This window comes from Lishizhenia tianjinensis (assembly GCF_900116425.1).
Taxonomy (GTDB): Bacteria; Bacteroidota; Bacteroidia; order Flavobacteriales_D; family Crocinitomicaceae; genus Lishizhenia; species Lishizhenia tianjinensis.
The window spans coordinates 517,657-532,312 of record NZ_FPAS01000001.1; the positions used below are offsets into that span (position 1 = coordinate 517,657).

Annotated in this window: 14 protein-coding genes; 7 read left to right on the forward strand and 7 right to left on the reverse strand. The window is 37.6% G+C overall.

The genetic code is table 11. The annotated features are described in order from the left end of the window. Window positions 1-36 precede the first annotated feature (36 nt). Together fsa and BM327_RS02490 are read right to left on the reverse strand one after the other, a co-directional pair. Window positions 37-693, reverse strand: coding sequence for a fructose-6-phosphate aldolase (gene fsa / locus BM327_RS02485; RefSeq protein ID WP_090245964.1), 657 nt, complete (start codon window positions 691-693; stop codon window positions 37-39). 74 nt (window positions 694-767) lie between these two features. Then, window positions 768-3,002 carry a RelA/SpoT family protein gene (locus BM327_RS02490; RefSeq protein ID WP_090245966.1) on the reverse strand — a complete coding sequence of 745 codons (2,235 nt, stop codon included), beginning with the start codon at window positions 3,000-3,002 and terminating at the stop codon, window positions 768-770. Between the two features lie 226 nt (window positions 3,003-3,228). Here BM327_RS02490 and BM327_RS02495 point away from each other — a divergent pair, with 226 nt between their 5' ends. Together BM327_RS02495 and BM327_RS02500 are read left to right on the forward strand one after the other, a co-directional pair. After that, complete coding sequence (locus tag BM327_RS02495) at window positions 3,229-3,861, forward strand: Crp/Fnr family transcriptional regulator (RefSeq protein WP_244526182.1); 633 nt, start codon at window positions 3,229-3,231, stop codon at window positions 3,859-3,861. Between the two features lie 61 nt (window positions 3,862-3,922). Further along, window positions 3,923-4,555 (forward strand): nitroreductase family protein, encoded by a 633-nt coding sequence (locus tag BM327_RS02500; RefSeq protein WP_090245967.1) that lies wholly within the window; start codon window positions 3,923-3,925, stop codon window positions 4,553-4,555. Window positions 4,556-4,634: 79 nt separating this feature from the next. Here the strand turns inward: BM327_RS02500 and fahA are convergent, their stop codons facing one another. Genes fahA through BM327_RS02525 form a run of 5 tightly spaced genes read right to left on the reverse strand, consistent with a single transcriptional unit; the run spans window position 4,635 to window position 9,524 of the window. Continuing rightward, window positions 4,635-5,906, reverse strand: a complete 1,272-nt coding sequence (gene fahA, locus BM327_RS02505; protein WP_090245969.1) for a fumarylacetoacetase — start codon at window positions 5,904-5,906, stop codon at window positions 4,635-4,637. Window positions 5,907-5,915: 9 nt separating this feature from the next. Continuing rightward, window positions 5,916-7,187: a serine hydroxymethyltransferase gene (gene glyA / locus BM327_RS02510; RefSeq protein ID WP_090245971.1), complete on the reverse strand. Its 1,272-nt coding sequence runs from the start codon at window positions 7,185-7,187 to the stop codon at window positions 5,916-5,918. Between the two features lie 3 nt (window positions 7,188-7,190). Next, entirely contained in the window at window positions 7,191-8,108 is a 918-nt protein-coding gene (locus BM327_RS02515) for an NAD-dependent epimerase/dehydratase family protein (protein ID WP_090245973.1), read from the reverse strand. Between the two features lie 57 nt (window positions 8,109-8,165). Next, entirely contained in the window at window positions 8,166-8,930 is a 765-nt protein-coding gene (locus BM327_RS02520) for a C40 family peptidase (protein ID WP_090245977.1), read from the reverse strand. A gap of 3 nt (window positions 8,931-8,933) precedes the next feature. Then, on the reverse strand, window positions 8,934-9,524 hold the full coding sequence (locus BM327_RS02525) for a DinB family protein (protein WP_170853644.1): 591 nt from the start codon (window positions 9,522-9,524) through the stop codon (window positions 8,934-8,936). Between the two features lie 162 nt (window positions 9,525-9,686). On the opposite strand from BM327_RS02525, the gene surE reads away from it, so the two are divergent. From surE to BM327_RS02550, 5 genes are all read left to right on the forward strand, one after another. Further along, on the forward strand, window positions 9,687-10,451 hold the full coding sequence (surE, locus tag BM327_RS02530; protein ID WP_090245982.1) for a 5'/3'-nucleotidase SurE: 765 nt from the start codon (window positions 9,687-9,689) through the stop codon (window positions 10,449-10,451). 3 nt (window positions 10,452-10,454) lie between these two features. Then, a complete protein-coding gene (locus BM327_RS02535) occupies window positions 10,455-10,757 on the forward strand; it encodes a hypothetical protein (RefSeq protein WP_090245984.1) in 303 nt (100 codons plus the stop codon). 2 nt (window positions 10,758-10,759) lie between these two features. Then, window positions 10,760-11,872, forward strand: coding sequence for a lipid-A-disaccharide synthase (lpxB, locus tag BM327_RS02540; protein WP_090245986.1), 1,113 nt, complete (start codon window positions 10,760-10,762; stop codon window positions 11,870-11,872). 4 nt (window positions 11,873-11,876) lie between these two features. Then, window positions 11,877-13,064, forward strand: coding sequence for a SpoIID/LytB domain-containing protein (locus BM327_RS02545; protein ID WP_139230217.1), 1,188 nt, complete (start codon window positions 11,877-11,879; stop codon window positions 13,062-13,064). 100 nt (window positions 13,065-13,164) lie between these two features. Then, window positions 13,165-14,592, forward strand: a complete 1,428-nt coding sequence (locus BM327_RS02550; protein ID WP_090245990.1) for a nicotinate-nucleotide adenylyltransferase — start codon at window positions 13,165-13,167, stop codon at window positions 14,590-14,592. Window positions 14,593-14,656 lie beyond the last annotated feature (64 nt).

Sequence of the window (14,656 nt, forward strand, 5' to 3'; positions counted from 1 at the left end):
GAAGGCACTCCATATAAAATCGAGTGCCTGTTAATGTTATTGGTTTCCTTTGGCGTGATCGGCTAAGAATTGAGCTAATCCAGCATCTGTTAAGGGGTGATTGGCCAAAGCCATAATTGCTTTCAATGGTGCAGTTACCACATCTGCGCCTAGTTCTGCGCATTTTATTATATGCATAGGGTGACGAACCGATGCAGCCAATATTTCCGTATCAAATAAATAGTTGTCGTAAATACCGCGAATTTGTTCAATCAAATCAAGACCGTTAAAGGAAATATCATCTAGTCTTCCTAAAAAAGGAGATATGTAAGTAGCGCCCGCTTTTGCAGCCAGAAGTGCTTGCCCCGCTGAGAATATCAAGGTACAATTGGTTCTAATTCCCTTATTTGAGAAATGTTTAATGGCTTTAATTCCCGCTGGTGTCATCGGTATTTTAACTACGATGTTTTTGTGTAAAGCAGCCAATTCATGACCCTCTTTTACCATTCCGTCGAAGTCCGTGGCAATTACTTCAGCAGATACATCTCCTTCAACTGTATTACAAATCTCAACGTAGTGATTTAATATGTTTTCTTGTCCGGTAATTCCTTCCTTTGCCATTAGAGAAGGATTGGTAGTTACTCCATCCAATACGCCTAAATCGTATGCTTGTTTAATATCTGCTAAGTTGGCTGTATCAATAAAAAATTTCATATCATTCTTTTTTTAGAAAGTTATCACCTTTTGTTCGACTATTCCTTGTCTTTGTTTTAAATCTTTGTTAGGAATCAATCACTGATTTTTTCAATTTCAGCTTCATCCCAGCGTTCAACGCGTTTCACACCTTCAACAATTTCAAACTTGTGTATCAAAGATTCCAAGTGTTGTAAATCGTGAACATAAACTTCAACCCATCCTTCAAACACTCCATCATGAGAGGAGAAAGAGATAGATTTCATGTTAACGCTGTGTTGGTGGGAAATGATGTCTGTAATTTTATTTACCAATCCCAAATCGTCTATACCTATCAACCTTAATTTACCGATGTGTTCTTTTACATCATCTAATTCCCAAGTGGCAGGTATGCAGCGATAAGCCATTTTACTCATCATGTTTTCTGCATTCGGACAATTGGTTCTGTGAATTTTTAATCCTTCACTTATAGAGTTAAACGCAAAAATTGAATCACCTGGAAGTGGATTACAACACTTGGCGTATTTGTAATCTAGTTCAACGTTATTATTTCCTATAATTATGGTGTCCTTAGGATTTAACACCGTTTTAGGTTCAGGAGCATCTGTTTGCACTCCTTTCTTCGGACGTTTTTTGTCTGATTTAAAATGTCCACCTTCCTGCGGAATTTCCTTAACTCTCGGTAAGTCAATCTTTCCTTTGGCAATTTTTATGTATAACTCTGTTGCACCGGGTACTTTAAAGAAACGTTCGAGAGTAGTTACATTCTCGCTAGTAAACTTAATGTTGTAATTCTTTAGTTTACGTTCAAGTATTTCTCTACCATCAGCAGCGATTTCCTTGCGTTCTTCATTTAAAGCATTTTTAATTTTTTGTTTGGCCCTAGCAGTAATTACATATTTTAACCATTCATCATTCGGCTTTTGTTTCGAAGAGGTAATGATCTCAACCTGGTTACCGCTTTTTAATTGGTGACTTAAAGGAACGAGCTTATTGTTAACCTTTGCACCTATACATGTTAAACCAACTTGGGTGTGAATATCAAAAGCAAAATCTAAAATAGTAGCACCATTGGGTAATACGCGAAGTTCTCCCTTTGGAGTAAAAACATAGATTTCTTCACTGAACAAATTCAGTTTAAAATCATTGATGAAATCCATAGCATCTGTAGAAGGATTTTCAATTAAATCTCTGATTTCTGCTATCCACCTGTCAAACTTAGTATCGCCGTTTTTAGATTCTTTGTAATTGTAGTGTGCTGCCAATCCTTTTTCGGCAATTTCATCCATACGTTTCGAACGTATCTGAACTTCTATCCATCTACCTTGTGGCGACATTACCGTTGTATGTAAGGATTCATACCCATTTGCACGTGGCGTAGAAATCCAGTCCCTTAACCTGTCTGGGTTGGGTTGGTAATAATCAGTTACAATAGAATAGACTCTCCAAGCATCTGGTTTTTCTAATTCTTCAGGTGTATTTAAGATGATCCTAACGGCAAAAAGATCGTACACCTCTTCAAAAGGAATTCCTTTCTTTTGCATTTTACGCCAGATAGACGAAATTGATTTTGTTCGCGCCTTGATTTCAAAATCGTAGCCCTCCTTGGTTAAGCTATCTTTTATAGGTTGCATAAATCGACGAATGAATCGATTTCTTGCTTCCTTGCTCGATTTTAATTTAGATTGTATTTCGTTGTAGATAGGCGGGTTCATGTATTTCAATCCCAAATCTTCCAACTCACTCTTTATCGAATACAACCCTAATCTGTGGGCCAGAGGAGAGTATAAAAAGTTGGTTTCAGATGCTATCTTTAATTGCTTATCTGGACGCATACTTTCTAGCGTACGCATATTGTGGAGTCTATCCGCTAACTTAATAAGGAGTACCCTTAAATCATCAGAGATAGTTAACACCATCTTCCTAAAGTTTTCTGCTTGTATAGAAACATTTTCATCGAAAACCTCAGGGATCTTTGTAAGACCATCAATTATTTTTCTGGCTGTTGGACCGAAAAGTTCTTCTATATCTTCAAGGGTGATATGTGTATCTTCAACCGTATCATGCAACAGTGCACAAGCTATTGCTGTAGCACCCAAGCCCATTTCTTCCGAACAAATTCTTGCAACGGCAATGGGGTGAAAAATATAGGGTTCTCCAGACTTTCTACGCATGTCTTTGTGTGCTTCAACAGCAACATCAAAGGCTTTACGTATCATTTTATTCTCCTCTTTTGTTCCCTGCTTAAAGGTGCGCAATAAGCCCCTAAAAGCATTGAGTATATCTTTTCTTTCCTTTTCTAAATCTATGTTCCCAGCGTCCTCAGCCATACGTGTATAATTATATACCTAAAATAATAAGAATGTTAAACATGTGAAATCTAAAGCCCAATAAAATAGAGGCTTTTGCACTTTTTTTTATGAAGATAGTACTGTTGATGATGTAAAGTTGAATAATGGTATAAATTCGTAAGGAACTAGGCTTCTGGAAATCTTAGGTTTAGGTATTTTACAAGTCAAGTGGTGTAGATTGCCCCACCAAAATGAGCTTTGGCCAATGCTTTCCCTTATTTTTGTCTCGATTATGGGAATTACGCAACGCGAGATACAACAAGTTTTTAGTACGCTAGATTTATCGGAAGAGGTATTTGCTTATTTGGCCTCTAAGTTTGAACGTATAGAATTAAAAAAAGGCGAGCATTTGCTAAGAGCAGGGAATAGAGTAGAGCACAACTATTATTTATTTGATGGGTGTGTGCGTGCATATTTTATTGATGATGCAGGGAAGGAACATACTTTTCAATTTGCTTTAAGTGATTGGTGGACATCTGATTACAATGCAATGTTGAAGAAAGAACCTGCCATGATGAATATTGAGGCACTTAAGGATACCGTTTTATTTGCCCTACACATGGATGATTTGGAAGAAACTTGTGATAAATTCCCAGATGTTCAACGTTTCCACAGAAGAAAATTACAAGGGGCTTTTGCAGCCTTTCAACGCAGGATTATGGAAAATCTTTCCAAAACTGCAAAGGAGAGATATCTAAATTTTATTCAAGCTTATCCCGATATTGAAAGGGAAGTGAAGAATTATCACATTGCTTCCTATTTAGGGATCACTTCTGAGAGTTTAAGTAGAATTCGAAGAGAATTGTCGCGCAAAGACAAGGCTAGGGCGATTTCTTAACATAGGTCAATTTTTTACTAGTCTTTGGCAACGAACTTTGCAGTCAAATTGAAAAAGACACATGGAATTAATTGAAAAATTAAACTGGAGATATGCCGCAAAGGCAATGAATGGAGAAAAAATTTCTCAAGAAAAGATCGATAACATTATAGAGGCGATTTCTTTAGCGCCAACTTCAAGTGGATTACAACCGTTCGAAGTAGTGGTAATAACCAATCAAGAAGTAAAAGATAAAATTAGACCAGTAGCTTGGAACCAGTCTGTAGTTTCTGATTGTTCACACTTATTAGTATTCGCAGCATGGGATACTTATACAGCAGATAGAATTAACTTTATGTTTGACTTAACAAACGAAGTTAGAGGGTTTAAAAATGAAGGATGGGAAAATTACAGACAGCAATTGTTAGGTGTTTATGTACCTCGTCCGGCACAAGAAAACTTTGAACACGCAGCAAGACAAGCATACATTGCTTTTTCTCAAGCTATTGCAGCGGCAGCATTCGAAGGTGTTGATGCTACTCCTATGGAAGGGTTTGATACAGCAGCTGTAGATGAAATTTTAGGATTGGAAGCCAAAGGTTTGAAGAGTTGTGTTATGTTGCCATTGGGTTACAGAGATGCTGAAAACGATTGGTTGGTAAACCTACCTAAAGTAAGAAAGAGCAAAGAAGACTTATTGATAAAAGTAGACTAAGCCGAGTTGACGTAAGAATTTGTTCAACTAAAAAGCCCCGATAAAAAAATCATCGGGGCTTTTTAGTTTCTTGTATCTCTTATTTAGCTGGAAGTACTTTCGTAGCTACCTCACCAAATCCAATTTTAACGTCTCCGTTCATACATGTACCTCTCATCGTTACCGTATCGTGGTCTTGAATGAATTTACGCTCAGAACCATCTTTCATTTGAAGTGGTTTTGTACCTCTCCATGATAATTCTAACATAGAACCGTAAGAATTAGGCTCAGGACCAGAAATTGTTCCAGATGCCATCATATCTCCACAGTTGATGTTACATCCATTTACTGTGTGGTGCGCCAACTGCTGAACCATGTTCCAGTACATGTGCTTGTAGTTTGAATTACAAATCACCGTCTCTTCACCGTTTTCTGGAGTAATAGCAACTTCTAAGTTGATATCGTAGTGGTGTTTTCCTTCGTATTCTAAGTAAGAAAGAACCTTAGGATCTTGAACAGGTCCTTCTAATTTGAAAGGCTCTAATGCATCCATAGTAACGATCCATGGAGAAATAGATGAAGCAAAGTTCTTCGCCAAGAAAGGTCCTAATGGAACGTATTCCCATGTTTGGATATCACGAGCTGACCAGTCATTGAATAAACACATACCAAAAATGTAGTCTTCAGCTTCTGCAGTTGTGATAGAATCTCCTAATGGTTTTCCGTCAAAAGTAACAAACGCCATTTCCAATTCGAAGTCTAACAATCTACATGGAGCGTAAATTGGATCTTCTTCTGGATTTGGTCTAATTTGACCTTTTGGACGGTGTATGCTTTCTCCAGAAACAATGATAGAGCTAGAACGACCGTGGTATCCAACAGGAATCCACAACCAGTTTGGCAATAATGCATTGTTCGGATCTCTAAACATCGTACCTACGTTCGTTGCGTGATCTCTAGAAGAGTAGAAGTCTGTATAATCACCAACTTGCACGGGCATTAACATTTCTACGGCTTCTGCTTCTATTAAAACTTGACCAACGTGGTGTTCGTTTCCAGAAAGATCTTTGTGATCTGTAGCTAATAATTTAGAAATTCTGTTTCTTAAATCTCTTGTTGCCTGTTTCCCTTTTTTCATCATAGGGTTAAGGCTATCTGTATCGAAATCTTCTAATTCGAAGGGCAAATTCTCCAAATAACCTAAAACATATAGTGTTTTCAAGTCCAAAACGAAATCACCAATACGTGTTCCTACACGTGGTGTTAAGTTTCCTGTTTTAAAAACTCCAAACGGAATGTTTTGGATAGGGAAGTCAGATCCTGATGGAACTTCTACCCATGATTTTAACGCCGGATTGTTTGCTTGTATCATATGTATATACTATTGAAATAATGGTAATCCACTCATTAATGAATGTACCTTTGTTTTAATTTGTTCTAATTTTTGCTCGTCGTTCGCGTTGCAAATTGCCTCGTCTAAGTATTCAACGATAGTCGCGATGCTGTCTTCTTTAATTCCACGTGTTGTAATTGCAGAAGTACCTACACGAATTCCTGAAGTTACGAAAGGAGATTCAGTGTCGAAAGGAACCATGTTTTTATTTACAGTGATTTCTGCCTTACCTAAAGCGATTTCAGCATCTTTACCCGTAATGTTTTTCGCTCTTAAATCAATTAACATAGAGTGGTTGTCTGTACCACCAGAAATGATTTTATATCCTCTCTTCACTAATTCTTCCGCCATAACAGCAGCGTTTTTCACTACTTGTTTTGCGTAAGCTTTGTAATCATCAGAAAGTGCCTCACCGAAAGCTACAGCTTTGGCTGCAATTACGTGCTCTAAAGGTCCACCTTGTGTTCCTGGGAATACAGCAGCATCTAATAAACTTGCCATAGAACGAGGGTTTCCATTTTTCCATTTAATTCCAAATGGGTTATCAAAGTTGTGACGCATCATGATGATTCCACCTCTTGGTCCACGTAATGTTTTGTGGGTAGTAGAAGTAACGATGTGACAGTGCTCCAATGGATCTGTTAATAAACCTGCAGCGATTAAACCTGCTGGGTGAGAAATATCGGCTAAAACCAAAGCTCCCACTTCGTCTGCTACTTTTCTAATACGTGCGTAATCCCAATCTCTTGAGTAAGCAGAAGCTCCACAGATGATTAATTTTGGTTTCTCAGCTCGTGCTTTTTCTTCCAAAGTTTCGTAATCTATCGTTCCTGTTTCTTCTTTTACACCGTAGAAGTGTGGTTCGTAGAATTTACCAGAGAAGTTTACGGGAGAACCGTGTGTTAAGTGACCACCATGAGAAAGATCAAATCCTAAAATTTTATCTCCCGGTTGCAAACATGCTAGCATTACTGCAGCGTTTGCTTGTGCTCCTGAGTGAGGCTGTACGTTAGCCCAAGTTGCACCAAATAATTTACACAATCTATCAATGGCAAGTTGTTCTACTTTATCAACTACCTCACATCCTCCGTAGTAACGCTTTTCAGGTAAACCTTCAGCATACTTGTTTGTAAGGATAGATCCCATTGCTTTAAGTACTTCATCACTTACATAGTTTTCAGAAGCGATAAGTTCTATACCATTTGTTTGACGAGCTCTTTCGTCTTCAATGAGTCCAAAAATTTCAGTGTCCTTCACCATTTTTTAATTGTTTATATTATATATCATTTTTAAGCCATCTACTAAGGGAGTAGAGGGTTTATAATTCACAAGTTGTTTTAATTTTTTAGAGCTACCCACTCTGCGTTCAACTTCATAGTCATATCGCTTTTTTGGGGCATCTATATAGGCTATTTTAGAAGTTGAATTTGTGATTTCTAAAATGTGCTCTGCCAAGGTTTTTATGTTCCATTCTTCTTCATTGGCAATGTTCACAATGTGGTAGCCTTTGATATTCATGAGTCGAACACAAGCCTCTATCGTATCATCTATGTAGGTGAAATCTCGGGTTTGTTCACCATTACCATACACGGTAATTTGTTCTCCTTTTTGCGCTTGTTCAAAGAAACGTGGGATGACCATTCTGTTGTCTTGATTTCCTCCGTATACATTAAAGAAACGTAAGGAAACGGCTTCCAAACCTTTCTCTTCATTGTGAGAAGCTAAATAGATTTCATTGTACCTTTTGGCCATGGCATAAGAAGTTCTCGGGTCTACCAAAACTTCTTCAGATAAAGCATTTTCTATGGCAGAATGACCGTAAATACCAGAAGTAGAGGCGTAGAGTATTTGTTTGATGTTGTTCTCCTGAGCAGCAGCTACAACATTGCGCGTACCTATTACTTCCACATCCATTGTTTCAACGGGGTTGTCTGCCACAACATCCACACCTAAAACAGCTGCAAAATGGAAAATTATATCCACATTTTTTGAAGCCGTATTGACGATAGAATAGTTTTTGACATCACCCTTAATGAAGTGAATCTGCTTAAAAACTTCAGGGTCAATTTTATTTCCTCTCAGTAAATTATCGAGTACAGTAACGTCATGACCATCGTTTACTAATCTTTTACAAAGATTACTTCCAATAAATCCTGCGCCTCCTGTTATTAATATTTTCATAGTGTTGTATTTCCCTAGAAGAAATGTTAACCTAAGTTTTACTTTTTGCAAAAGTACTTAAATTAAATATCTTCTCAAGTGTGTTAAGCGATGTGTCTGTTTATTTAATTCTGTAGAAAAAATGCCTTCTTTGTTCAAGGTTTCAATTTTAACCCTTCCACTGGCATGTATGATTTTATTGTCTTCTAAAAGTATTCCTACATGGGTAACCTTGTCTTTACTGTTTGAAAAGAAAGCTAAGTCACCCACTTGTATATCTTCAAAACCTATGGCTATACCTTGTGTAACCTGCATGCTGGCATCTCTGAGTAGTTCTACGCCAAACTCACGCAATACCGCCTGAGTAAAGCCAGAGCAGTCAATCCCAAATTGTGTTCTCCCTCCCCATAAATAAGGTGCGTTTAAAAATTCCAATGCAACTTCTCCTATGTTTGCATGCTTAGAAGGACTGTTATTTTGAGTGATTTTCTCGAAGGAATAGTCATCTACCTTAAACTGTGATAGATTTTCGTTGAGCATAGATCCTTTCAAGGTTTGTATAGGACCAATGGGGGTGTTGTAGGAGAGGAGAGCTGACTTTTGTCGTTGACCACTATTCAAAATCTCTTCTTTCGCAGCATTGCTGATGGTAAAGATTTGTTTGTAATCAATATATCCCTCATATCCATCGTGGGCATTTTTTATTTTCAGCCAAGGCTCTTCAAATTCTAGAATTTCACCTACTTCTCCAAAAAGTAGTTGTGTAACTATTTCAGAAGGATCACTAGCTGCTGCACGAACGGGAATTACGGGTAAGAAACAAAAGAAGTTTTCTCCTATCATAGTTTATTTCTTTTTCGGAAAATTTGGATGTTTAAATAAATTGAAAGCCTGTTCTACGTGACGTTCTTCGTGGTAGGCAACATATAATAAAGCATCACCCATTCTTAAACGTACGATACGCGATAAAGAAATTGGAACTTTCGTTCTTCTTAGATTAATGTGTTTGGCACCTTCTAAGATCTTTAAAAACCTTTGTTGTCCACTAACGAATTCCTCTATATCATTTCCTGTAACCATACTTGGGTCTAGGGTGGGGTTGTAATTTTTCTGCGCATTGAATTTACGCTTTACGTTACGGGCTCTACCTAACTTCATGCTTTTCCAAGCAGATTTACCCAGCGGAGAGGAAACAAAAGGTGCTTTGGCTTCTTTAAACTTCGTGTTTTCAATTTTATCTTCAAAAACAGGATGATAATATTTAGCAAACTGATTTAAGTGTGCGAAAATCTCCAATAAATTCCAGGTGCTTTCATTTGGGCGCCAAGTTTTTTGCTTGTCACTCAGGTGTTTAAATTTCGACTGAATTCTTTGGATTTGGTCTTGACTCAATTGTGTCAACTCGTCCACCCAGCTATTTATTACCACTGTTTTCATTTTCTTTAACTTCTGAATCAAAAATAACATCTAATTCTAACAGGACAAGCTAAAAGAAGTCTTTTTGTAGAGTTTTCTTTAGCATTATCGTCTGAGAAGCATTTGCCGTGTTTATTGCCAGATTTCTTTTTATTTTCGCAAGAGATTTAAAGCGTATATCTAATGAAAAAACCTTTGATATTAGTAACCAACGATGATGGTATAACTGCGAAAGGAATAAAATCCTTAGTAGAGGCCGTGCAAGAGTTTGGTGATGTGGTAGTTGTAGCTCCAGATAGTCCACAAAGTGGTATGGGGCACGCCATTACAGTAAACCAACCCTTGCGATTAACTGCTTCAACAATTTTTGAAGGCATAGAGGCATATACGTGCACAGGAACACCGGTTGATTGCGTAAAATTGGCCATATACGAAATCTTTAAACGCAAACCAGATATTTTAGTATCGGGCATCAATCATGGAGATAACTCTTCTTCTAATGTTTTGTATTCTGGTACGATGTCGGCAGCAGTAGAAGGTGCCATGGAAGCAATACCTAGTGTAGGTTTTTCTTTGTTGGACCACGGATCAGATGCAGATTTTACCACTTCGAAACACGTGGTTAAAAAGGTGATGCAACAGCTCTTAACCCAAAAGTTTCCCTTGGGTACTTGTTTGAATGTGAATATTCCGAATTGCGCTGTTGAAGATCTAAAAGGAATAAAGATATGTAGACAAGGTAAAGCACATTGGGAAGATAGATTTGATAAAAGATTGGATCAATTTGGCAAACCTTATTATTGGTTGACCGGAGAATTTAAAAGAGTGGATAAAGGTTCGGAAGCGGATACCTTGGCTTTAGATCAAAACTGGGCGAGTGTTGTTCCTATTCAATATGATATGACAGCACACCATTTAATTCCTGAATTAACTGAATGGGATTTATAATATATGAGTTTTAAGCAAAAAATAGATAAACCTCTTGTGGGAGGATTGATCGCATTGATTTTACCAGTGCTTGGTTTTCTGTTCTTTAAAGAATTGAATTACGCCAATAAACCTTGGGATCAGCTCTGGCGATTTATGAAAGCGAGTGCGAATAATAGAAACGAGTTAGTGATTTTTCCTTTAATCCCTAATTTAGTGCTCTTTTACTTTTCAAATTACCAATGGCGATGGGATAAGTTTACACAAGGACTTGTGTTTGTAACGGTACTTTTAGCCTTGGGAGTTGTGGTAAGTTTAGTGGTTTAAAGATGGGGCAAAAGAGAATATATATTATAGCTGGTGAGGCAAGTGGTGATTTGCACGGCAGCAATTTGATCAAATCTTTGCAACAGAAAGATTCCACTTTAGATTTTCGTTTTTGGGGAGGAGATAAAATGGAAGCCCAAACCCAGCAAAAATCGGTTAAACACATCAGAGATTTGGCCTTCATGGGGTTTGCAGAAGTAGTGATGAACCTAAGAACTATCCTGGGGAATATCAATTTTTGTAAACAAGATATATTAAAATATAAACCAGATGCTATCGTCATGATAGATTACCCTGGTTTCAATTTACGTATCGCTGAATGGGCCAAAACACAAGGCATACAGGTGATTTACTATGTCTCTCCTCAAATTTGGGCCTGGAAACAAAACCGTGTGCACAAGATCAAAAAAGTGGTCGATAAAATGTTTGTAATTCTTCCTTTTGAAAAGGAGTTTTACCAACGTTTTGATTACGAAGTGGAGTATGTTGGTCATCCTTTGTTAGATGCCATACAGCAATACAAAGCCAATAATCATCCGCAATTTGAAAATGAGGAGAAAGAAATTATTGCCTTGTTGCCAGGGTCAAGAAAGCAAGAAATTTCTCGAAAATTACCCGTAATGTTAGAGGCTATTAAAGACTTTGGTCAGTATAGAGTAGTTATAGCAGGCGCACCTTCTTTAGACGAAGATTTTTACACCTCTTTTCCTTTACCCGAAGGAACTGAAATCGTTTTTGGGAAAACGTACGATGTCTTGAATGTGGCTACAGCTGCTTTGGTAACCTCAGGAACTGCTACTTTAGAAACTGCTTTGTTTAAAGTTCCTCAAGTGGTGTGCTATAAAGCTTCTCCAATTTCCTATCACATCGCAAAGCGTTTGGTTAAAATTAAGTACATCTCTTTAGTGAATTTAATTTTGGACAAACTCAGTGTTGTTGAATTGATACAAGGAGATTGCAATCCAAAACGCATAGCCAAGGAATTGAAGGCCGTTTTACCAAATGGAAATAGAAGGCATCAGGTGTTAGAAGATTACCAAAATCTTTCACAAATCTTAGGTGGAGGTGGTGCCTCTGATCGAATTGCAGAGGGCATTATAAAGACAATAAATTAAAACATTGAAAACGATATTTACCATATTACTTTCTTTTTGTTTGAGCTTTGTGATGGGCCAACAAATGAGAATAGGTGTGGTAAGATCTCATGATATAGACCGTGTAATTTTCTCTTACTATAACGGTAGCTACAATGTTTACGGTGATACGGCGCGCTTAAAAACAATTTTGCCTAATGAGTTTGTGGATATACGCTATAGAGCCAATGACAAAGTGGAGTTGTTATTCGGGGTTCAATCTTTAGGTATTTTCGATTCTATACAGCTCAAACAAACCGGAAAAGATTATGGTTTGCGTTTAACTCCTAAATCTCCGAATAGGCATGAAAAGCAGTACCTCGATGATTTTGTAATCTTTGGGAAGCGTGGACATCTAACTATTGTAAATTTGGTGCAAGAACATCATTATTTAGCGGGAGTTGTTGAGTCAGAAGGAGGAGGAGGAAAACCACTGGAATATTACAAGGCCCAAGCGGTGATCTCGAGAACCTATGCCAGAGATAGATTGGATAGACATCGAAGAGATGGTTTCCAGTTGTGTGATCAGGTGCATTGTCAGGCCTACCACAACCGACAAAAATATACGCCAAGTATAGACACGGCAGTTTTGGCTACAGTCGGTGAGGTCATGGTAGATGAAGACTTGCACTTGGTTGAAGGTTTTTTTCATGCTAATTGTGGGGGACAAACAACTTGGACAGACTATGTTTGGCGCAATAGAATTCCTTATTTAGCTCCTATACAAGACAGTTTCTGCATTTATACAGTTCAGGCCAACTATACCACACGCGTGCCGAAAGCTCAATGGAGAAATTACTTAGTAAACCAGCTCGGATATCCAGAGAATGATCCCGTATATGGTCCTTTACTTTACAATTTTATACAATACGATAGGCAAAAGTATTTTCAGGATGAATCCACTGGAATAAAGTTAACGAGTCTACGTTATAAATTTAAGCTGAAATCTACCTTTTTCTCGTGTTATGAAGATGGGGATGATGTGGTGATAGTAGGAAAAGGTTACGGGCATGGAGTAGGACTGTGTCAAGAAGGAGCGATGGAGATGGCAAAGAGAGGTTTTACGTATGAGCAAATTTTAAAGTTTTACTTCTCAAACATCGAAGTGATAGGGAATTATAATGAAATCTTTTTTACCCAAGAAAATCAACAAAAAGATAATGAACTTTTGTAGGTTGGTAACTTCTGTTCTTATTTCCTTTTAATTGCGTGTAATACTTGTGAATTCTTACTAATTTTGTTTTTATTAGCTAAAGATCGAAGGAGATTAGAGAATGATAGATGAAAGAAGATTAACAACAGAAGAAAAGGCACTTAAAATCAACTTAAGTCCTGATATCTACGGTTCTTTTGCCGAAATTGGAGCTGGACAGGAAGTAGCAGCTAATTTTTTTAAGGCAGGAGGAAGCTCAGGTACAATTGCATATACTCATTCGGCTTACGACATGACAGTTTCTGATGCCAAGTATGGTAAGGCGCACCGTTATGTTTGTGAAGATAGGTTATTAACGATGTTAACTACAGAGTATGAGTCGTTAACGATGAATTTACCAGACAGAGCACCGGATACAAAATTCTTCGTTTTCAGTAACACGGTTGAATCTTTAAACTATCATAAAACAAACCAAGGTCAAGGTTGGGTAGGATTGCGTTTTCAATTAACACCAGAAAGCGAACCGAACGATATTATTTTGCACGTTAAAATGCACGATAATAGTAACCGTGCACAACAAGATGCCTTGGGTATTTTAGGGGTAAACCTTATTCACAGTGCATACTTCCTTTCGAAAGATGTTAATGAATTTCTAGACGCATTGGTACACAGATTACCAAGAGAGCGTATGGAAATTGATATGTTGCGTGTAAACGGTCCTGATTTCGAAGATGTGGATAACCGTATCATAGCTTTAAACCTTGTAAAAAGAGGTTTAACGGATGCTACTATGTTCGATTTAACAGGGAATGTTTTACAACCTGCAGCAGCGCTATACAAGAAAAATATTCTTTTGATGCGTGGTCGTTTTAGACCAGTAACGAAAGTACACATAGACATGATAGAAGCGGGAGAGAAATTGTTCCGCAAAGAGCCAGATGTAAAGGAAGACAATGTAAGGGTAGTGTTTGAATTAACGCTTAAAGACCTTACAGCAGATGGTAAAATATCAGATAAAGATTTCGTAGATAGAGCAGAATTACTTGGTTCACTTGGATATACAGTAATGATATCTAACTATCTGAAACACTACAAAATGGTGGATTACCTTTCAACCATTGCTAGAGGTAAACAAATGGGGGTTTTGGTAGGTATCTATAACTTACAAACCATTTTCGATGAGAAATATTACGACAATTTACCCGGTGGATTGTTAGAGGCGTTTGGTAGAGGATTTGGTCACAAAGTAAAAATGTACGTTTACCCAGCACGTGATGTTGAAACGGGTGAGTTGTACAAATTTGAAGATGTTAGAATTCCTGCTAAGCTCAAAGGTTTGTTAGATTTTATGATCGCAAACAACAAGTTGGAAGGAATAGAAGAATACGACGAAAAACTATTACACATTCTATCAGATGATGTGCTTTCTAAAATTAAAGCAGGAACCAAGATCTGGGAAGAAGATGTTCCACCACGCGTTGTAAAAGCCATTAAATTCTTGGAGCTTTTTGGTTACAAGCGAAAAAAAGAAAAGGTAACACAAGACTAATATAAAAGTGAGAGGAGGTAAGTTTTTACCTCCTTTTCTTTTCTGTGATTTTGTGTAAATTAGA